Raw genomic sequence first — 20,838 nt, forward strand, 5'->3', positions numbered from 1 at the left:
AAAAAAGACAATTTCTATATTATTTCAATAGAAATTGTCTTTTTTTCACTTATCCAAGAACTTTATGTCCCGGACTCATTTTCTCTAAAAAGAAATTATCACTTGTTAATTATAATATAGTTAATATTTAGCAAGTGAAGTGTGGTTTATCATATGCAAAAATCCCACTACTGTCCAAAGCAAAGTAGGGTTTTTATTTAATATACAAAATACAAAGCATTTCTATATTGACAAAGGATAAAAATCATACTAACTTATGAATATATGAGCATATATTCATAAGTTAGTATGATTTTCTTCGAGTAACAAAACATTAATTGAAATTTTATATTTTTTAACTCTATAGTTATAAAAACAAAAATTCAAATTATAGAAAATATTTTTCATCATTAAAAAGAGGAGGGATTAAATGGAAAACGATCACAATCATAATCATACACATGGCGCGAACAAAAAGACTTTATTAATTAGTTTTATTATTATTACAAGTTACATGATTGTAGAAGGGTTAGGTGGTTTCTTTACTAACAGTCTTGCGTTAATTTCAGATGCTGGTCATATGTTAAGTGATTCTATTTCTTTAGGTATTGCTTTAATTGCATTTACTTTAGGAGCGAAGCAAGCTAATACAAATAAAACTTTTGGCTACAAAAGGTTTGAAATACTAGCAGCTGTACTTAATGGTATTACTTTGATGTTAATAGCTATCTATATTTTTTATGAAGCTATTGAGAGATTTAAAAACCCCCCTGAGGTAGCTTCTACAGGCATGTTAATTATCGCCTTGGTAGGCTTGTTTATTAATATTATTGTGGCTTGGATAATGCTGCGCGGGAGCGATGTAGAAGAAAACTTAAATATGCGTGGAGCATATTTGCATGTAATAAGCGACATGCTTGGATCTATAGGTGCAGTTATAGCAGCCCTTCTCATTATATTTTTTAGATGGGGGTGGGCGGATCCTTTAGCAAGTGTGATTGTAGCAATTTTAGTACTACGTAGCGGCTTTTATGTAACAAAATCAAGTCTTCATGTATTAATGGAGGGAGCACCAAGCAATATAAATACAAAAGACATTATTAAAACTATTAAAAAATTCAAAGAAGTTAAAAATATTCATGACTTTCATGTTTGGTCAGTAACTAGCGGATTAAACGCGTTATCTTGTCATATTGTTGTAGAAGATACAATGACCATTACTGAAAATGAGTTTTTACTTAAACGTATAGAACATGAACTCAATCATCAAAATATTCAACATGTCACAATACAGACTGAAACTTCTAACAATAATCATAGTGAAAAATTGTTTTGTATCGTGAAAGAAGAAGACAGTCAACATCATCATTAAATAAACAGCCATTATTTTTTAATAATGGCTGTTTATTTAATTATTCCAATATATTTAATATATCTTTTTTGTTATTTTCAAATCCCACGTAATATTTAAACAACTTTTTTTTACCCCAAAAAATTTTTTTATAAAAAACAAATAAGGGAACAATTCGGTTGCCTGATATTTTTTTCATTTCTTCTTCTAAGTCCAAATTTTGACTTACATCTTTATGACTATAACTAATCTCTTGAGAGTTTAAATACCTTTTTGATTCTTGGCAATCAGAGCATGTAGGTCTTGTGTAAAGCTCAAGTTGTATATTTTTATCCAAATATATCTCTCCTAATATAAGTTTTAGCATACATTTTATACAAGTGTACCTCTTAAAACAAACTATAAATATTAATTTTTTATATGAAACTTTTGTATTGACTTATACCTACTAGGGGTATAATATAGATTCCAACAAGAGATACCCCGTTAGGGTATATGAGGAGGGGTGAAATTGAACACTACTACTGTTAAAAACAATGACGCATTGCTCAATAGACTCAAAAGATTAGAAGGACAAATGCGCGGTTTACAATCAATGATAGCAGAAGATAGATATTGTATAGATGTACTAGTACAAATAACAGCAATACAATCAGCCCTAAAACAAGTGGGTTTTATAGTAACTGAAGACCATATATCTAATTGTGTAAGTGAAGGTATTAAAAATGGCAACGGAGAAGAAAGTATCAAAGAATTGATGGTTGTATTAAAACAATTTTCAAAATAGGAGGAAAGAAATAATTGAGTGAAAATATTAAAAAAACCTCATTAGGTATCACAGGCATGACATGTGCAGCTTGCTCGAATAAAGTAGAAAAAAATCTAAATAAATTAGATGAAGTTAACGCTAATGTAAATCCTTCTACAGAGAAAGCTACAATTGAATATAACCCCAATGTTACATCATTAGAAGATATTGCAAATACAATTCAAAAAACAGGTTATGGAGTTTTAACCGAAAAAGTGGATCTCGATGTAATGGGAATGACGTGTGCAGCTTGTTCGAATAAAATCGAAAAAGTTTTAAATCGAATCTCAGGTGTAAATAAGGCTACAGTTAATTTAACCACAGAAAGTGCTACTGTAGAATACAACCCTGATATGACGTCTGTAGATGAATTTCAACAACGTATTAAAAACCTAGGGTATGAGGCACAACCTAAAAAAGAAGCATCAGAAAAAAGTTCCCAAAAAGAAAAACAATTAAAACGACAGTTAATTAAATTAGTTGTTTCAGCTGTTTTAGCAGCTCCATTGTTAATGACAATGTTCGTTCATTTATTTGGTATTCAAATACCACATATATTTATGAACCCGTGGTTCCAATTTGTATTAGCAACGCCTGTTCAATTTGTTATTGGTTGGCAATTTTATGTAGGCGCTTATAAAAACCTTCGTAATGGGTCAGCAAATATGGATGTTCTTGTCGCTTTAGGTACAAGCGCAGCCTTCTTTTATAGTATTTATGAATCGATTAAGTGGTTAATTAATACAAATTATGAGCCACACCTATATTTTGAAACAAGTGCTGTATTAATTACTTTAATTCTTTTCGGAAAGTATTTAGAAGCACGTGCTAAAACACAAACAACAAATGCGTTAAGTAAATTGTTGAATTTACAAGCTAAAGAAGCACGTATATTACGCAACGGTGAAGAGACTATGGTTCCTTTAAGTGAGGTAAAAGAAGGAGACTATTTAGTTATCAAACCAGGAGAAAAAATACCAGTAGATGGCAAAATAATTAAAGGTATGACTTCAATTGACGAGTCAATGTTGACAGGTGAATCTATTCCTGTTGAAAAAATGCAAAATGATAATGTTATAGGATCAACAATGAATAAAAATGGAGCAATTACTGTTGAAGCAACAAAAGTTGGTAAAGATACAGCTCTTGCCTCCATTGTTAAAGTTGTCGAAGAAGCGCAAGGTTCTAAAGCGCCAATACAAAGACTAGCAGATATTATTTCTGGATATTTTGTACCTATCGTTGTAGGTATCGCGATTTTCACATTTATTATATGGATTTCATTAGTTCAGCCGGGACAATTTGAACCAGCCTTAGTTGCTGCAATAGCAGTATTAGTTATCGCTTGTCCTTGTGCGTTAGGCTTAGCTACGCCTACTTCTATAATGGTGGGTACCGGAAAAGCTGCTGAAAATGGCATTCTATTTAAAGGTGGAGAACACATTGAAGGTACACACGCTATTAATACAGTTGTTTTAGATAAAACTGGCACTATAACAAATGGCACACCTGAAGTCACTGATTTTAGTGGAGATGATCAAACATTACAATTGTTAGCTAGTGCAGAAAAAGGTTCTGAACACCCACTAGCTGAAGCTATCGTAAGTTATGCTAAAGAAAAATCATTAGAATTTTTAGAAGTAGACCATTTTGAAGCTATACCAGGGCGCGGTATAAATGCAACAATTGATGGTAAAGAACTTTTTGTCGGAAATCGAAAACTAATGAGTGAAAAAGGAATCCAAACTAATGAAGCTGAAACAAATCTCGCTCAATTTGAAAAAGAAGGAAAAACTGCAATGCTTATAAGCGTAGATAACGAATTGAGAGGGGTTGTCGCTGTAGCTGATACAGTTAAAGATACTGCCCAACAAGCTATTCAAAAACTTCATGAATTAGGTATTGAAGTTGCTATGTTAACTGGTGATAACAAACGTACCGCACAAGCAATAGCAAAACAAGTTGGTATAGACACGATTATTGCAGAGGTTTTACCAGAAGAAAAAGCTTCTAAAGTAGCAGAAATTCAATCTGAAGGTAAAAAAGTAGCTATGGTTGGAGATGGTGTCAATGATGCTCCAGCACTAGTTAAAGCAGATATTGGTATTGCCATTGGTACAGGTACAGAAGTTGCAATCGAAGCTGCTGATATAACTATTTTAGGAGGAGACCTTTTATTAATTCCAAAAGCAATAAAAGCAAGTAAATCTACAATTCGTAATATTCGCCAAAATCTATTTTGGGCGTTTGGTTACAATGTTGCAGGTATCCCTATAGCAGCAATTGGTCTGCTAGCACCTTGGGTTGCGGGAGCAGCAATGGCTTTAAGTTCTGTAAGTGTTGTCACAAACGCTTTACGTCTAAAACGTATGAAATTATAAGAATCTTATATTTCTTGAAAGGAGGTGACAACATTGACTAACGAAGTTATTAATGTAGAAGGTATGAGCTGTGACCATTGCAAGCATTCAATTGAAAAAGCATTAAATGGATTAGATGGTGTAACATCTTCAGAAGTAAGCTTGGCGAATGGGAATGTGGAAGTTGAATTTGATGAAAATCAAGTAGCTTTCAACGACTTTAAAGAAGCTATTGAAGATCAAGGTTACGATGTAATTAAATAATTTAAATAGTTGGGCATATCGTTTAATGATATGCCCTTATTAAAAATTAAGGAGGATAAAAATATGAATCATAATCATGAATATCATTCAAACAAACCCGAAATTAAAGCAAATGTTGTATATAGAGATGGTAATATAGAAATTACGTTAGAAGATGAATTTAATAATGCCCCATTATTAGATACTATGCATGAAAAAGAAATGCATTTCGTTTTAGTATCTAATGACATGGAGAAATATTACCACCTACACCCTCAAAAAAAGCATGAAGGTTTATTTATAATTAACCAACAATTAGAGCCAGGAACTTACCAGGCTTTTGTTGATGTTACACCAAAAAACCATGTGTATTCCGTTCATCCTATTGAACTGCAAATTGGAGATAAAATAACCTCTACAACATCTTTAAATTCTGATAAAAATTGGGTAAAAGTTAACAAAGGAGTTCATGTAACTTTAAATTCTATAAGTGCTAAAGAAGATGAACATGTCCCTTTAACTTTCAATACAGAATTAACTCCCCAACCTTATTTAGGAGCTTTAGGACATGTGATTATATTTGATGAGCAATTAACTGATTATATTCATGTTCACCCAGAATCACCTGATTCTACAACCTTTTATGCTCATTTTCCTAAAAAAGGGATGTATAAAATTTGGGCAGAATTTAAATTTAATGATGAAGTGCATAGATTTACTTATAATATTAAAGTTGCATAAATCTATTAGCAAAAGCTTAAAAATCAGTAAATTGTAAAGAGTTATTTAGATAATACAAAACGCTTTATAAAAAATCGAAAATTTAAGATAGAAAGTTGATGAAGAAAGTATCAAAAAATTGTAGTGGTTGTTTATATTGCAACATTCACTGAATTTTTATAGTTAATAACCTATTATTTAAGGAGTAATTTATTGATTAAGTTTGAATATTTTGAGGAGAAAGATTTTGATTTATTAATAAACTGGATAAACTCTCCTGAACTTTTAGTCAAATGGGCAGGTACAGATTTTAATTATCCCCTAGATGAAGAACAATTAAAGGAATATATTAAAGACACAAATAAAGAAAATTCTAGTAAAATAATTTATAAAGTTATCATTGAAGAAAATAATTCAAAAAAAATTATAGGTCATATTGCTTTAAATAATATAGATTTTAAAAATTGTTCCGCCACGTTAAGTAAAGTTTTAGTAGGTGATCCGCAAATGCGTGGCCAAGGATTAGGCCCTAAAATAATAAAGAAATTATTGAAAAAGGCTTTTGAAGATTTGGGACTACACAGAATTGAATTAGGTGTTTTTGCCTTTAATAAATCAGCTATTAAAAGTTACAAAAAGATTGGATTTATAAAAGAAGGAGAAAAAAGAGACTTTAGAAAATTAAATGGAGAATATTATAATTTATGGCAAATGAGTATGTTAGAAAGCGAATGGTCTTGAATAATTTTAAACAAAAATAGTCCTCTTATTTTAATAAGAGGACTATTTTTGTTTATTTAGAGCGTACTCAAAAATGACATTTTGTATATAAAATTTATTTTGATTCATAAGTAATTCAGCTAATGACTTCTATTTTATTAATTTTAGCTATATATTAATATAGAAATAATAGTAAACATCTAATTAACTAAGATAGACAATTACAAAGACTTTACACTAAAATTCTTCTGAGTATGTTGAGGGGAATTATTGACAGAATTATCTTTTTTACTGTTTTAAATCTTTCACATATCTTTCCAATGCTAAATAATCTACACACATTGATTCAAAAAATGAAACTTTTTTTATCACAGCATTTTTATATACTTTTTGGGCTTTATTTACGATTCTTTGATTTTCTTGCCTAATAAAAATTAATTGGTTAGTTAATAAGTTATAATATTCTAAATCTTGCTCCTTTATGTATTGCATATCTATTTTAGAAAGATATTTATCAGGAACAGGTATCATATTTAAAAATAATAGATATCCTAATCTATTTTGAATATTATTAACCTCAAACAATTTTATTGATAGTTGATTATTTAGTTTTTTATTTTCTTTAGGGGAACTTAAGGGGACAAAATAATTAAGATCATTAATAGATAATACAACTCCTAAATAAGGACGAGTGGATTTATTTAATAATACTCTCTCATCTACATTTCTTAATTCATTAATATAATCTTCATCAACATAGTATAATTTCATAATTTCTCCTACAGTATAAAAATAAAGCGACCAAATATTTGGTCGCTTTTCAATGTCTACTTGTGGCAAGACCTCTCCATTTTTTCAATTCCAACTTTTAGCATGGACTCTCTATTTTTTCAATGTCTACTTGTGGCAAGACCTCTCCTATATACATTTTAAATTTTAGCACTGTATAAATCATATGTCAATTTTTTATCTTTATATTATATTTCTCAGAACCGTTCAAATTGGTTTTCTAAGAGAAAAATGATTAAAGATTTACTAACTGATTTTTCATTAGAAATAAAGCAGGTAGACGCTTGGTACAAAATACTTTCTACACCGATACAAATCCACAATTGATTGGAAAGAGTAAAATCCTTTGACAAGCTAATTACCGTATTGTTGATAGTATAAGAAAAGACTTATTAACCAAAAAAATCCTACAAAATCAATAATAATAGTCTTTTACATTTCTCCACCAACCAATGTTATAGTCCAATTAACGAAAATGATTAGCAAAGTAATGATCCCTCTCTGCGACTAGATTGATTCTTGATAGATAGGCGAACTATATATATCATGTTCTAATATACGACCTTTGATAAGTTATTTTCTCTTAATCTAAATTTGTTATCATTTTTTCTTTTTAAATAAATTTTTGGTAATAATAAATGCAACTACATATAACTCAACTGTTACCATTAATGGTAACGTGAAAAGACCCATATACATAAATATATCATTTGCGTGCATTATTCTATCCCAATCATCAACGACACTGATGAAGTTCCACACAAAATACCCTGTAGGGACCCCAAATATTATTAAACCTATAATCATTTTTAACAGTAATTGTTTATCTCTTAGACTCATCGTAGCTATTTTAATGTCTTCTAACGTTAACCAAGATTTTTTTTGAGATGTACTAATTTTTAAATCCTTTATTCCTGTTATATCTTTTTCTGTCTGATATCCTAAGGCATCTTTTAGAATTAATTTATCTCTACCATTAATACTCACTCTATCTATAATTTCTCTTTCAATAATACAATTATTTACATTTTCTGCAAAATAGTTTTTTCTACGTCGTTTTCCTACAAATGGAAATATAAAAATAGGGAATAATAACGAATAAAGAACAAGTAATATAGCTGGCAAACTAATTTTATCCCAATCTGTTATATATTTAATCACTTCTTCTTTAGGATATGCACTGAGTGAATAAAAAATCATTGCTAACAAGTACATTAATGCTACTAGTGTTATAAATATGTATAAAATTATATTGATTATCAGTGTTTTTACTCTTTCCATCTTTTGTCTTTTATATAAAATATTTTGACTTAGAATTTGAATAAGCGCATATATAATATATATTACTGCAAAAATCCCTACTTCGTTAAAATTCTTGTATAGGTCAATCAAGAAATCCATATTTTTGAAATACACGTTAACTCCTCCAATTAAAGTGTATAACAGGTTACTAAGACTTATAAATTTTTGCTTAAGTTATGCCATATTCTCATATAGCCCATAAGTTCTGTGTATTCAGACTTCAACATACCGTTAAGTAAATCATAAACATCATCAAATTCTTTATTTATAATTTCATAAACAACTTTTGTTTTATTTCTATACATCCACTCTGCCACGCGTTCTGTTTCACTAGTACCATCTTTTAAAGTAACGGGTTTAACTTCAATTTCATTTAATTGTTTAAGTATCTTATTTTTACTCCAATGTACATTATTTAAATACTTCTTCTTTTTCAAATCAACAAACTTTTGTAAATTATTATTTATCGGTTGTTCATTATTAATATCAGGAACCTCCCACATTTTCGTATAATAAGACAGATTTAAAACAATTTTCTTAGTATCAAAAATATTAAAAATATTTTTGATATCTAGTATATCTAAATATTCATTAGAAAAACGTATACAGTTTTCTAAAAAATTACTATATTCTTTTTTCAGAAGTTCATATTTTTCTTTATTATCTATATCGTGATCCCTATGTATATTTTGTGCTATTTCTCTAGAATCTTTAATAACAGATTTAAATAATGATAGTTTATTTGAAAAATAACGTACGTCGTCTAATGATTTTGCCAGTGTATCACTTAATTGATTTAGGTAATCTATCATTATACTTTTATTATGTATATTCTCATTCTGTCTAATATATTTTGCTATTCTATTTTGATTAGGTAGCAACTCTTCGATTGATATATTACCTCGTTTTATTTTTTCAGGTTTTGTTACATCATCTCTTAATATTTCATCGATCATATCTTCATTAACATACTTTACTTTTTTGAATGCAAACTTCCTTTTTTGTGGGTAATGATATTTATTCCAATTTTGGTTTGTTCCATTTTCTATATTATTTAAGATATCATTACTTTTATTTTTTACATAGTCTGTTGTGACACTTCGCTTTTTGCTATCTTCCTCATAAATTGAAAAATAATTCCCATTAATAATATACGCAGCTTCTTCCAGAGAATACCATCTTTCCTTTTTGCCATCTATCTCCAAGAATTTTTTATAATTACTTTTAAAAATTTCTTGTTCCATACTTAAATCAGACCCCTCTAAAATTTCTTCGATATTGTCATCAGTTAATTGATTATTCATCCAATAATTAAAATCTAAGTCATTGATTCCTTTGTTATTAATGATAATCACGCTATTACCTCCAAAAACCGAATAAATTTTTTCACCTATTATTTTATCACTTCATTTGCGAAAATTTAATCAATCACAGATATCTTTGATTAATTCTATTTATATTTCCTAAACGATGCGCATCAATAGGATAGAAAGGATGTTTCACATGAAAATTCAATCTAATTTCAAAAAAGGTGGCTATTCAACTGAAATAGCTTCCAATTATATTGATAATAAAAAACCCATTTATAGCTTAAGTACAGAACTTTATCCGCAACAGCGTTTTGAGAATAATCAGCCTACCGGAGAAATTATTGCGTATAAAGCCTGGTTTGTTCAAGAAGGCTTACCGCCCTTCACAGTTAAATTCGAAAATGAAGTGACATTACCTAATTATATGAGCGTCATTACTTTTGATCATTTAGAAGCTTGTGAAGTCCGTTATGATGTTTACTTCAAAGCTTCAGATCTGAAGGAGGTTAAATAATGACAGCCAAAGAGCTCGAACAATATCTCCTACAAAGCTTAAATATGGCACTAGGATCCATGATGCAAGGCGAAACCAGTTATACCAATAGTTTCACCTGCAAGGTCACGGAAGAAGGTTTTTACTTTCTTCCTCGCCTGCCTGCAGGCTATATTGTGGACGATGACTTATATCAAAAAATATTTCTCATTGCGAGTGCAGCTTTATATCCCAAATTCACATTGTTAAAACAGAATTCTGCGTATTTCGTACCTATGGATACCGACGATATTCATACGCAACGCGCTTTGTTTTTCCCATGGCAACAAGGGATATCAGAACGCTTAGTGATTTCTGATTTAGATCGTTTTACGTCGTCTCTAACGAATCAACAAATTCCGATCATGAAACAATTAACTTTAAACTATCAAAACATTACATCTATAGCGATCGCAGGTAATTCAGGCAGTGGTAAATCTTATATGCTGACGTACTTACTAAGTGTATTAAAACCGATATCAGAACTCATTATTGTTGACCCTAAGTTTGATACACCGAGCCGTTGGGCACGTATTCATGATATTACTGTGATTCACCCTCATCAAAATCGATCTAAGTCTGATTTTTTATCTGAAATTAATGAAAACTTAAGTCATTGCCTTCAAGTTATTCAACAACGACAAACCATTCTTTATGACGATCCAGACTATCAATTTGATCACCTAACCATTGTGATTGATGAAGTGCTCGCTTTAGCTGAAGGTGTGAATAAGACCATTAAAGACGCGTTCTTTTCATTACTATCTCAAATTGCTTTATTAGGTCGTGCCACCAAAGTTCATTTATTACTGGTGTCTCAACGATTTGATCATCAAACCATCCCGGTTTCCGTTAGAGAACAACTCAATGTGCTGATTCAAATCGGTAATATTAATAAAAAAACCACACAATTTTTATTCCCCGATTTAGATCCAGAAGGTATTGTGATACCCATTGGTAAAGGGACAGGTCTAATCCAAGTGATTGATAGTGAATCTCCCTATCAAGTCTTACCCTTGTTATGTCCGACTTACTATACGAAAGCAGGTGTATTGTGATGAGGAAAACCTATTTCATGCGTGTGTATGATATTATCATTTACTTGTTCCTGTTCGCTATTTTGACAGTTATGGTTAGTAAACTCTTTGTCCTATTAAACTTTATTGTGTCTCAAATTGATATTATCGATACGCGAAACGTCACACACTATATCACAATCATTTCAAATGGTGTATATCAACTTACATTTTACTTATTAGTCTTAGCATTGATGTTAATAGTTATCGATTTAATGATTCGTTTATTGAAAGATCAACTCACGAATCATATCAAATCTGTTTATCACACAATGGTTTTACGACATTATCTTAAACAAGATGTTGACACAGACACGACTCAGGATTGGCAAAATAACGGCAAAAGTAAAACAAATTCTGTCCAGCAATACTTTAATAAAATGGTTGGAAAATCGCTCGTTGATGTTCGTCAAAATGAAGTCCGTGTGGCAATTAAAATTCCCCGGAAACAGCAAGCTCACGATATATTAAAAAAGATTGAACCTCAAATTCATGAAGAAATTACACATATGCACCCGAATTATTACTTTTCAAAACCTCAACGTCATCATCGTTATCTATGGTTTGCAGGCCACAAACGTTAAGATACACATGCGTTGTGGTACACGAAGTGATAAACACAAGCGCATGTGTATCTTAACAGTGCCATGGGGTTACTACGACCCCCATGGCATCATTAATCAATAATCACAGAAAGGATGTTGATGATGTCAAAAGATAAACGTTCAAATAAGTGGGCTTTCTTAATATATGAAGAGAGCTCGCCATCTAACTACCGAGATATTTTGGAACAAATGCATATCCCCTATATTTTAAGTCCGTGGCATAATCAAGATATTGATCACTCGACAGGAGAAATTAAGAAGTCACATAAACATGGAGCTTTGTTTTTTGATTCTTTAAAAAGTTATTCCCAAGTCTCTGAATTACTTCAACAACACTTAAATACACCTAGTCATATTGAAATAATTATGTCCCCTAAGGGCATGTTTGATTATTTTATTCATGCGTCTAATACAGATAAAACCCCTTATGACATCAACGATATTGAAAGTGGTTGTGGTTTTGACTTAAATCAATTTTTATTAGATCAAGGTCAGTCCGAAATATTTAATAAGATTATTGATATTATTGAGAACCAAGATTTTACAGAATTTCAAAGTCTAGTGATGTATGCGCGGCAACACCATCCATCCTATTTACATTTGATTATTCAGCGAACATATTTTTTCGCAAAATATTTGGATTCAAGGCGTCACATGTTTAATTAAAATGGATATCATGTATCAAGACGAGAAGAAACCTGTTTCTCAGCTTACTCTTTCTTGACATTAACGCAGCGTAATACATTACAATTAATAAAAAGAGGTGAAAACGATAGAGTTTTACCAAATGCCTATGTTTAACAAAGTCCTAGTTAAAGACATTGAGAAATCAGAAAAATGGTATGAAAAAACACTTGGCTTTAAAAGTGTTTTTAAATTTAGAAATGATAAAAATGAAGTGCTTATGAATCATTTAAGACTAGAAAAACATCAAGATTTAATCTTAATTGTTCAAACAGATTTTGAAGTTGGCAATTCAATATATCTCAATATCTTAGTCAAAGATATCGAAGATAAATCACAACATATCTCATCAAAATTTATAGTAACTCAATTAGAAGACCAACCATGGAACGCTAAAGAAATGACAATCAAAGATCCAGACGGCCACTAAATCACACTTACTCAATCAAATATTAGCGATACTGATTTTGAAAAATTAATGAAACATACTTCGAAAAATTATTGAGGCATAAACCTTTATTGATAATACAAAAATAAATATCTATGAGTCATTATGCCAAATAAAGATTCTAGAAATTTCTCTAGGATCTTTTTATTTTTCCGAATTTTAAATATCATTATTTTGCATTTTAAAGGGGTATTTAGAGCAAATTCTAATCTCACATAGTTTTTTCTATCCATTTAATTTTGCCCTTTAAAACACAAATACGAGACAAATAAGAGTATATACATATGACATTTATTACGTACTTTACATGTATTTTATGTGATATATAAACTGATTGGCTCATGTCACTTAATATACATGTATTCGTATCTTTTATACATAGTACTCGTAATAATTCAAAACCATTTCTCATGTTTCGCTAATTTGATTGGAACTCCCTATCATTTATAAATTTAAACCGTTACATTTGTTGTTTATTTCTAACGAATGGCGAATTTTTAGATATTATTTACATATAAAATCAAATTTGAATAATCCAGTTATGTCAACAATTTCAAAATAGAACCTGACATTATCAAATATTTTAAAATTATTTTACTTGTTAGAAGCTTATTTGAATTATTGATTAAAGATATTGTATTTAGGTATATTTTGGCGACGCATATTTAATGCATGTATTTCTTCAAGTTCAGCTTTAATTGATTGCATTAAATAGCCTTGCATCGCTTCAACATTTTCATTTTTTTGTATCAACATGGCTTTAAAACGTTTTAAAACACTCACAAGTTCAAATTCAACGTCCTCTAAACGATAATATGTATCATGTGCATTATTAAATGACTTTTTCCCTTTGAGTAAAACACTTTTAATAATACGGATGTCTTTAATTTCAAAATTACTTAAATAAGTCTTGATTTGTGTAGGTAATTCTTCAAGCGCTTGGAATTTTAGAGCATTATTATTAAATTCAGTTTGTTGATGATTTGTATGATTCGAATGATAATTTTTAGAAACTATGTCAGATGTATCATTCAAATCATTCGTATCATTATTCTCAGTCTTTATATATTCAGTTTCATTAAGATCAGTATCACTTGTGTATTCTTTTGATACTTCATGACGTATGTTATTAATATTTCTTGATGTATCATTATCATATTTCTGGACGTATGATAATGATACGTCCGTGTTATCTCGTTGTTCTATATCGTTTTCTTGTTGTGAAATATAATATACATCAGCTTCTGTTACTTCTGGTTTTTTAATATATAATTTATTAGGTTTATTCAACCCTACTCGTATTTGATTAAATAAATCAGCTTGTGTTAATTCTTTTTTAATTTTAGATAATTTATTGGGACTACTGATATTTAAAATAGATTTAAGTTTTTCATTGGTGTAAATAAAAAATATATCTCCATTCTTATCTATCCAATTATTTCTTATAGATAAATCTAAACGATCTCTTAGTATAGACCAAGTGATTTTTGCATCATTGGATAAATTAGTATACTTAGGATTCGTAAAAAATACTTTGGGTAATTGGTAAAACTTTTCTTTTTGAATTTCTTTAATATTAAAGTTGGACATACAAAAAACCTCTTTCACATATGAATTTTAAAAGAGGTAATAAATAAGCTATAAGTAAGTTTATATGTGTTCGGCTTGCACTAATAATTCTTAATATATATAATAAGAATATAACAATTATATAAACAAACAAACCACTTGTTTTATTACCGAAGAAACCTGACTATTCCCGTAGTCGGGTTTCTTTTATATATACTTATATTAACACTTTTGAAAGTTTTGTTAAATTGTTTATATACATTTGTATGTATGCATTTTCAAAGAATGTTAGAATTTCGTATAATGACATTATATGAATAAGTTGTATAGAACTATATAAACACCTATATAACAAGTATAAAGGCTATATAAGCCTATATAAATGTAGATATATAGTGTTTACGTATAACTATATATAAGATTACTTGAATATATATATAATGTTGTATTAACAAGTATAAAGACTATATAATGATATAGGTGTTATGTGTATAACTATATGGAGGACGTTATATGAAGAGTATGAAAGAGATTGCTGATGAATTGAATGTTACGAAAATGACTGTTTATAATAATGCTAAAAAAGCGAATGTGAAATTCCAAAAGGTTGACAATGTAAATTATTTAGCAAGTGAAGATGAAATTATAGTAGTAAACCGAATAAGAAAAAATCAAAATAAACATAATGATTTTGAAAATGAAAAGAAAGAAGAAGTTAAGACTAATAGTAATAACCTGGTAAAAGATGAAACAATAAAACATTTATATAACCAGTTAGATATATATAAAGAACAATCAAATAGAGATAAAGAACAAATAAATACTCTTAATAGACTTTTAGAAAATCAACAAATTTTAGCTTTGGAAAGTAATAAAAAGATTCAAAAACTAGAAAATCAATTAGAAGAAGAAAGACAGCTTAACTATTCTTTTGATATTGAGAAGACTAATAATAAACAAAACGTTAATATGCAAGAAGCAGTATTTACTGAGGGAAATCAAAATAGGGCTCAACAACAAGAAAAGAAAAAACCAACAGAAACTGAGCATAAAGATATTTCTGAAAAGAATAAGAATAAAAGTATAAAAGAAGATGAATTACTAAAAGATGCTAAACTAACAGAAGCAATAAAGAGTGAACCTGATGATAGGGAGGAAGAATCACCTAAAAAGGGGTTTTGGAGTCGTTTGTTTGGTAACTAACTGTAATTAAAAAGGACACGATAAGTTTAAAAACTTATCGTGCTTTTTATGTGGATCGTACTTCTGATAATCATTGGTTATGTAAACAGAGTGAATGAGGCAATCATAGTCCATACAGAACCTTTATTTGGCTCTCATTTGTGTTTTAAGAGCTTATGTAAAAAAACATATAAAATACCCCTTAAAATGCAAAATAAGGATATTAGCTTATCACATATGAGTTTTGGTTTTAGTACGACACTTTTTTAGGTGTGTAAGTGCGCCTTTGGATATAAAAATAAAAGCCAACCCAGACAAAGTGGATTGGCTTTTTCTTTCGTACGGTCTGTTTATTTTTCCTTCGACGCCGTATCGTCGATGTAAATAAAAAAAGTTATGGGCTAAAAATCTACATCACTTTTTCAAGAATGTAGTAGCGATATTCGACACAAATTAATTTTTATAACTGCTCGGAATATCTCAAGCCGTTTCTTTGAATTTAAAATTAAAAATCGACGCAGGTCGATGACGGATCTACACTAGCGTTTGGAACAAACGTATAAGTGCGCCCTTACGGGAGTTAAGTAGATTATAACACTGGTTAGTAGAGGAATGCAAAATTATAAAGTGTGTTGAGTTAGATTAGACATTTTTCTTTTTAAAGACAAATACTACGATGATTAAGAAAATAATAATATAAACAATATTACCAATAAATAATTCATGCAGTTCTAATTTTGTGAATTTTTTCATGTTTTTATCAACAATTTGAACCATAATATTCATCATACTAATAGGGTTCCATTTTAACCATTCCCATTTATCTACAACAATTGTTAATATCCCTGACAAAATTGAAGTGGCAAAATACAATACAATACCGACAGCAATAGAGACACCGGGACTTTTCATTGCACATGAAAATAATAAGGTGATACTTAAGACTAACCATGTTCCAACATATGTACCTAGTCCAGTTAATAACATTTTACTTAATAACGATAACGCATCACCCTTACTTTCAAGGAGATTGATATCGTTGAAGAAAATAGCCCATAGAATAATTCCTACAACAATACTAACAATAAAATACAGTAGTGAAAAAAGTATTAATGTAATAATTTTACTAATAATAATGCTTGTTCTCGTATATTTTCGATAGAGAAGATTTTTAATTGTACCATGATAAAACTCCATTGAAATAATGGTGCTGGCTTGAATAATTAATAAAAAGATAAACCATGAAAAACCACTAAATGCTGATTCAATAGATGATTGTGGAGAAAAAACATCATCATAGTTTTTAGATATTATAGCTTGAACAACCATTAATAACATAATGATAATTGGTATAATAAACGTCGATTTCTTTTTAAACAATTTAAAACATTCTTGCTTAATTAAAGTGCCCATTTTACGATTGATCCTCCTTATCAATGATACTTAATAATACATTTTCTAAATCGTTATCTTTATATTGGTTTAATTCTTCTTCGGTAGTTTCAGTAACAATTTTACCTTTGTTAATGATAAGGATAGAATTGGTGATTTTTACTAACTCACTTAATATATGGCTAGAAATTAAAAAGGTAACGCCCTCTTCCGCTTTTTTTACAATGAGTTCTCTAACATCTCTTACAGCCCTAGGATCTAACCCATTCATAGGTTCATCTAAAATAATTAATTGGGGTTGATTTAAGAAAGCTATTGCAATACCTAATTTTTGTTTCATACCCAAGGAATATGTTTTGGCTTTATTATGTATATACTCATCCATTTTAAGTTGAGAGACAATTGTATCAATATCTTGAGTATTTTTAGTTTCATTTAGTAGTTTAAGATTGTCATAGCCTGACATAAAGGGATATACTCCTGGATTTTCGATCAATGCACCAACGTTACTTTTTTTATGCTTATTTTCAATAACTTCAAAGTTACCTTCTTGATAAATCGAGTAGCCTAATATAACTTTCATCAAAGATGTTTTTCCTGCCCCATTTGCTCCAACAAGACCGACAATCTGTCCTCGTTTTAAATTTAAAGAAATATCTTTGAGAATAGTCTTATTACCTATCTTTTTTGTTAAATGTTCTACTGTTAAAACATCCATACAATTATCTCCTTTTTAATTATTTAGATATATTTTAAATCCAAACTTAATGTATCATAAAAAAATAAATTATTTAAATACATGTTGAGATACATAAATATAAATTAAATGAAGTGCTGCATTTTATAAGTACACTCTAAATTAACAAGATGTATAATCAATCTCAAATTGTAATTTTATACTATTATTATATGATCTTTGTACTTAGAGATATATTGTAAAAAAACCAATAAAATGTTATATTAACATTACTATTTTATCGATGAAGGAGGATTAAAATGACAGCTTCTATGAGACTCAAATAAACCTTTTTGAATACAAAACTAAATTAATTCAAAAAGGCTTGTCCGCAATACACACACTCATAGGATGACTTATGTCATTTTTTATCCTTCGATAGGAATAATAAACGCTTTCAAATACTAAAACATCGTAATAATTCTTTAAGTGTTTGAAAGTGTAATGTGAATGAGACGGGAGTAGCCTGTCTCATTTTTTGCGTACACGTCCTTTAAATATACAAGGAGTGTATAAATATGGAACAATATACAATTAAATTTAACCAAATCAATCATAAATTGACAGATTTACGATCACTTAACATCGATCATCTTTATGCTTACCAATTTGAAAAAATAGCACTTATTGGGGGTAATGGTACTGGCAAAACCACATTACTAAATATGATTGCTCAAAAAACAAAACCAGAATCTGGAACAGTTGAAACGAATGGCGAAATTCAATATTTTGAACAGCTTAACATGGATGTGGAAAATGATTTTAACACGTTAGACGGTAGTTTAATGAGTGAACTCCATATACCTATGCATACAACCGACAGTATGAGTGGTGGTGAAAAAGCAAAATATAAATTAGCTAATGTCATATCAAATTATAGTCCGATATTACTTTTAGATGAACCTACAAATCACTTGGATAAAATTGGTAAAGATTATCTGAATAATATTTTAAAATATTACTATGGTACTTTAATTATAGTAAGTCACGATAGAGCACTTATAGACCAAATTGCTGACACAATTTGGGATATACAAGAAGATGGCACAATAAGAGTGTTTAAAGGTAATTACACACAGTATCAAAATCAATATGAACAAGAACAGTTAGAACAACAACGTAAATATGAACAGTATATAAGTGAAAAACAAAGATTGTCCCAAGCCAGTAAAGCTAAACGAAATCAAGCGCAACAAATGGCACAAGCATCATCAAAACAAAAAAATAAAAGTATAGCACCAGATCGTTTAAGTGCATCAAAACAAAAAGGCACGGTTGAGAAGGCTGCTCAAAAACAAGCTAAGCATATTGAAAAAAGAATGGAACATTTGGAAGAAGTTGAAAAACCACAAAGTTATCATGAATTCAATTTTCCACAAAATAAAATTTATGATATCCATAATAATTATCCAATCATTGCACAAAATCTAACATTGGTTAAAGGAAGTCAAAAACTGCTAACACAAGTACGATTCCAAATACCATATGGCAAAAATATAGCGCTCGTAGGTGCAAATGGTGTAGGTAAGACAACTTTACTTGAAGCTATTTACCACCAAATAGAGGGAATTGATTGTTCTCCTAAAGTGCAAATGGCATACTATCGTCAACTTGCTTATGAAGACATGCGTGACGTTTCATTATTGCAATATTTAATGGATGAAACGGATTCATCAGAATCATTCAGTAGAGCTATTTTAAATAACTTGGGTTTAAATGAAGCACTTGAGCGTTCTTGTAATGTTTTGAGTGGTGGGGAAAGAACGAAATTATCGTTAGCAGTATTATTTTCAACGAAAGCGAATATGTTAATTTTGGATGAACCAACTAATTTTTTAGATATTAAAACATTAGAAGCATTAGAAATGTTTATGAATAAATATCCTGGAATCATTTTGTTTACATCACATGATACAAGGTTTGTTAAACATGTATCAGATAAAAAATGGGAATTAACAGGACAATCTATTCATGATATAACTTAAAAACTATACACTAATTTATATTGAATATTTCTTTAAAGTATTATAATAAAGTAAATAACAATAGTACCATAACCGATCATTTTTGAGAAAAAGAATATAGAAGAAAAGAGAGGGAGTTTTTACCCTCTCTTTTCTTGTTTTATTATTAAAATCTCATAATAGATGATTAATATGCGTTTTAGAACGCTGTGAGAAACGCTCATTTGCATTGACAACCTATTTATCAAGATAATCCCTTATCGTGTTTAATTCTATAAACAGTCTGCCTTGTTATATTTACTTCTTTTGCAATTTTACTAATTGCTTGGCCTTCTTCTAACATTTCGACAACTCGATGATAGATAACACGCTTTTGAGGATCTTTCGCGTTTGGCGAATAAAGTAAAGGTCGTCCTTTATAAACGCCTTTTTCTTTTGCAACTTGAATTCCTTGTGCTTGTCGACGTTTACTTTCGTTTCTCTCTTGTTCTGAAACCATTGCTAAAATTTGAACAATTAAATCTTTCATAAATTTATCCAGTAATGGATTACTAATAACTTCATTCATCATAGGTAAACTTGTAATCATTAACTGAACGTCTTTTTCTTTTAAGTAATTCACAGTTTCAATAATTTCATCATAATTACGTCCTAAACGATCAATAGATTCCACAACGAATCGATCTCCCGTTCTTACAAAGTTAAGTGCTTCTTGAAATACTGGTCTATTTTCAATAGATTTCCCAGACTGTTTTTCTGTAAATATTTTTTCAGCCCCAAACGTCTTTAAATTTTCAAGTTGTCTTTCTAAATTTTGATCGATGATACTCACGCATAGCCAACAATCATTGATTTTCACCTCATAATTAATATACACCCTAACCATACATTTTAGTTGCTATAAATTCAACAATTATACATGTATGATTAGGGTGTATCCTGTCTAACTTTTATCTTTCTTAAAACTCAGTAATATTTTTTATTTATCTTTATTTTCTTGGTTATTTAACTTATTGAGATAACGATAGATTGTTGTACGTGAAACTTTCCATTGCTCTGCAATAGTTT

Annotated in this window: 21 protein-coding genes and 1 pseudogene; 13 read left to right on the forward strand and 9 right to left on the reverse strand. The window is 29.6% G+C overall.

Annotated elements, in window-relative coordinates:
- Positions 1-409: 409 nt before the first annotated feature.
- A complete protein-coding gene (locus tag Q4528_RS12085; RefSeq protein WP_001831389.1) occupies positions 410-1,351 on the forward strand; it encodes a cation diffusion facilitator family transporter in 942 nt (313 codons plus the stop codon).
- 40 nt (positions 1,352-1,391) lie between these two features.
- Here the strand turns inward: Q4528_RS12085 and Q4528_RS12090 are convergent, their stop codons facing one another.
- Positions 1,392-1,667: a glutaredoxin family protein gene (locus tag Q4528_RS12090; protein WP_001831374.1), complete on the reverse strand. Its 276-nt coding sequence runs from the start codon at positions 1,665-1,667 to the stop codon at positions 1,392-1,394.
- A gap of 174 nt (positions 1,668-1,841) precedes the next feature.
- On the opposite strand from Q4528_RS12090, the gene Q4528_RS12095 reads away from it, so the two are divergent.
- The 5 genes from Q4528_RS12095 (at position 1,842) to Q4528_RS12115 (ending at position 6,202) form a co-directional block, all read left to right on the forward strand.
- Complete coding sequence (locus tag Q4528_RS12095) at positions 1,842-2,117, forward strand: metal-sensing transcriptional repressor (RefSeq protein WP_001831396.1); 276 nt, start codon at positions 1,842-1,844, stop codon at positions 2,115-2,117.
- Positions 2,118-2,131: 14 nt separating this feature from the next.
- On the forward strand, positions 2,132-4,519 hold the full coding sequence (locus Q4528_RS12100) for a heavy metal translocating P-type ATPase (protein WP_001832797.1): 2,388 nt from the start codon (positions 2,132-2,134) through the stop codon (positions 4,517-4,519).
- Positions 4,520-4,552: 33 nt separating this feature from the next.
- Complete coding sequence (gene copZ, locus Q4528_RS12105) at positions 4,553-4,762, forward strand: copper chaperone CopZ (RefSeq protein ID WP_001831373.1); 210 nt, start codon at positions 4,553-4,555, stop codon at positions 4,760-4,762.
- Positions 4,763-4,825: 63 nt separating this feature from the next.
- Entirely contained in the window at positions 4,826-5,482 is a 657-nt protein-coding gene (locus Q4528_RS12110; protein ID WP_001831384.1) for a DUF8832 domain-containing protein, read from the forward strand.
- A gap of 192 nt (positions 5,483-5,674) precedes the next feature.
- Positions 5,675-6,202, forward strand: coding sequence for a GNAT family N-acetyltransferase (locus Q4528_RS12115; protein ID WP_001831394.1), 528 nt, complete (start codon positions 5,675-5,677; stop codon positions 6,200-6,202).
- Between the two features lie 267 nt (positions 6,203-6,469).
- On the opposite strand, the gene Q4528_RS12120 is transcribed toward Q4528_RS12115, so the two are convergent.
- The 3 genes from Q4528_RS12120 to Q4528_RS12130 all read right to left on the reverse strand — a co-directional run bounded on the left by Q4528_RS12120 (position 6,470) and on the right by Q4528_RS12130 (position 9,627).
- Positions 6,470-7,021, reverse strand: coding sequence for a type III toxin-antitoxin system ToxN/AbiQ family toxin (locus Q4528_RS12120; RefSeq protein WP_002488419.1), 552 nt, complete (start codon positions 7,019-7,021; stop codon positions 6,470-6,472).
- 549 nt (positions 7,022-7,570) lie between these two features.
- Complete coding sequence (locus tag Q4528_RS12125) at positions 7,571-8,386, reverse strand: hypothetical protein (RefSeq protein WP_001832799.1); 816 nt, start codon at positions 8,384-8,386, stop codon at positions 7,571-7,573.
- A 41-nt stretch (positions 8,387-8,427) separates the two neighbouring features.
- Positions 8,428-9,627 (reverse strand): hypothetical protein, encoded by a 1,200-nt coding sequence (locus Q4528_RS12130; protein ID WP_001831368.1) that lies wholly within the window; start codon positions 9,625-9,627, stop codon positions 8,428-8,430.
- 148 nt (positions 9,628-9,775) lie between these two features.
- On the opposite strand from Q4528_RS12130, the gene Q4528_RS12135 reads away from it, so the two are divergent.
- From Q4528_RS12135 to Q4528_RS12155, 5 genes and pseudogenes are all read left to right on the forward strand, one after another.
- Entirely contained in the window at positions 9,776-10,096 is a 321-nt protein-coding gene (locus tag Q4528_RS12135; RefSeq protein WP_000701704.1) for a hypothetical protein, read from the forward strand.
- A complete protein-coding gene (locus Q4528_RS12140; RefSeq protein WP_000125496.1) occupies positions 10,096-11,172 on the forward strand; it encodes an ATP-binding protein in 1,077 nt (358 codons plus the stop codon). The genes Q4528_RS12135 and Q4528_RS12140 overlap by 1 nt, the downstream gene beginning before the upstream one ends.
- A 107-nt stretch (positions 11,173-11,279) precedes the next feature.
- On the forward strand, positions 11,280-11,774 hold the full coding sequence (locus Q4528_RS12145; protein ID WP_225973938.1) for a hypothetical protein: 495 nt from the start codon (positions 11,280-11,282) through the stop codon (positions 11,772-11,774).
- 123 nt (positions 11,775-11,897) lie between these two features.
- A complete protein-coding gene (locus Q4528_RS12150; RefSeq protein WP_002485953.1) occupies positions 11,898-12,461 on the forward strand; it encodes a replication protein in 564 nt (187 codons plus the stop codon).
- 106 nt (positions 12,462-12,567) lie between these two features.
- Positions 12,568-12,984: pseudogene (locus Q4528_RS12155) on the forward strand (VOC family protein).
- 561 nt (positions 12,985-13,545) lie between these two features.
- Here Q4528_RS12155 and Q4528_RS12160 read toward each other — a convergent pair.
- Positions 13,546-14,517, reverse strand: a complete 972-nt coding sequence (locus Q4528_RS12160) for a replication initiator protein A (protein WP_002485957.1) — start codon at positions 14,515-14,517, stop codon at positions 13,546-13,548.
- 492 nt (positions 14,518-15,009) lie between these two features.
- Here Q4528_RS12160 and Q4528_RS12165 point away from each other — a divergent pair, with 492 nt between their 5' ends.
- On the forward strand, positions 15,010-15,699 hold the full coding sequence (locus tag Q4528_RS12165; RefSeq protein WP_002485951.1) for a DUF536 domain-containing protein: 690 nt from the start codon (positions 15,010-15,012) through the stop codon (positions 15,697-15,699).
- 621 nt (positions 15,700-16,320) lie between these two features.
- Here Q4528_RS12165 and Q4528_RS12170 read toward each other — a convergent pair.
- On the reverse strand, positions 16,321-17,091 hold the full coding sequence (locus tag Q4528_RS12170) for an ABC transporter permease (RefSeq protein ID WP_106905836.1): 771 nt from the start codon (positions 17,089-17,091) through the stop codon (positions 16,321-16,323).
- A gap of 1 nt (position 17,092) precedes the next feature.
- The gene (locus Q4528_RS12175; RefSeq protein ID WP_002447409.1) at positions 17,093-17,788 is read right to left on the reverse strand and encodes an ABC transporter ATP-binding protein; all 696 of its coding nucleotides are present in this window, start codon (positions 17,786-17,788) and stop codon (positions 17,093-17,095) included.
- Between the two features lie 536 nt (positions 17,789-18,324).
- Between Q4528_RS12175 and msr(A) the strand changes: the two genes are divergently transcribed.
- Complete coding sequence (gene msr(A) / locus Q4528_RS12180; RefSeq protein WP_002447408.1) at positions 18,325-19,791, forward strand: ABC-F type ribosomal protection protein Msr(A); 1,467 nt, start codon at positions 18,325-18,327, stop codon at positions 19,789-19,791.
- A gap of 223 nt (positions 19,792-20,014) precedes the next feature.
- Here the strand turns inward: msr(A) and Q4528_RS12185 are convergent, their stop codons facing one another.
- Together Q4528_RS12185 and Q4528_RS12190 are read right to left on the reverse strand one after the other, a co-directional pair.
- Positions 20,015-20,656 carry a recombinase family protein gene (locus tag Q4528_RS12185; protein ID WP_106905835.1) on the reverse strand — a complete coding sequence of 214 codons (642 nt, stop codon included), beginning with the start codon at positions 20,654-20,656 and terminating at the stop codon, positions 20,015-20,017.
- 93 nt (positions 20,657-20,749) lie between these two features.
- Positions 20,750-20,838, reverse strand: an 89-nt coding sequence (locus Q4528_RS12190) for a helix-turn-helix domain-containing protein (RefSeq protein WP_303521745.1), incomplete at its 5' end; no start/stop codon positions are given.

This window comes from Staphylococcus pasteuri (genome assembly GCF_030547725.1).
Lineage (GTDB): Bacteria > Bacillota > Bacilli > Staphylococcales > Staphylococcaceae > Staphylococcus > Staphylococcus pasteuri.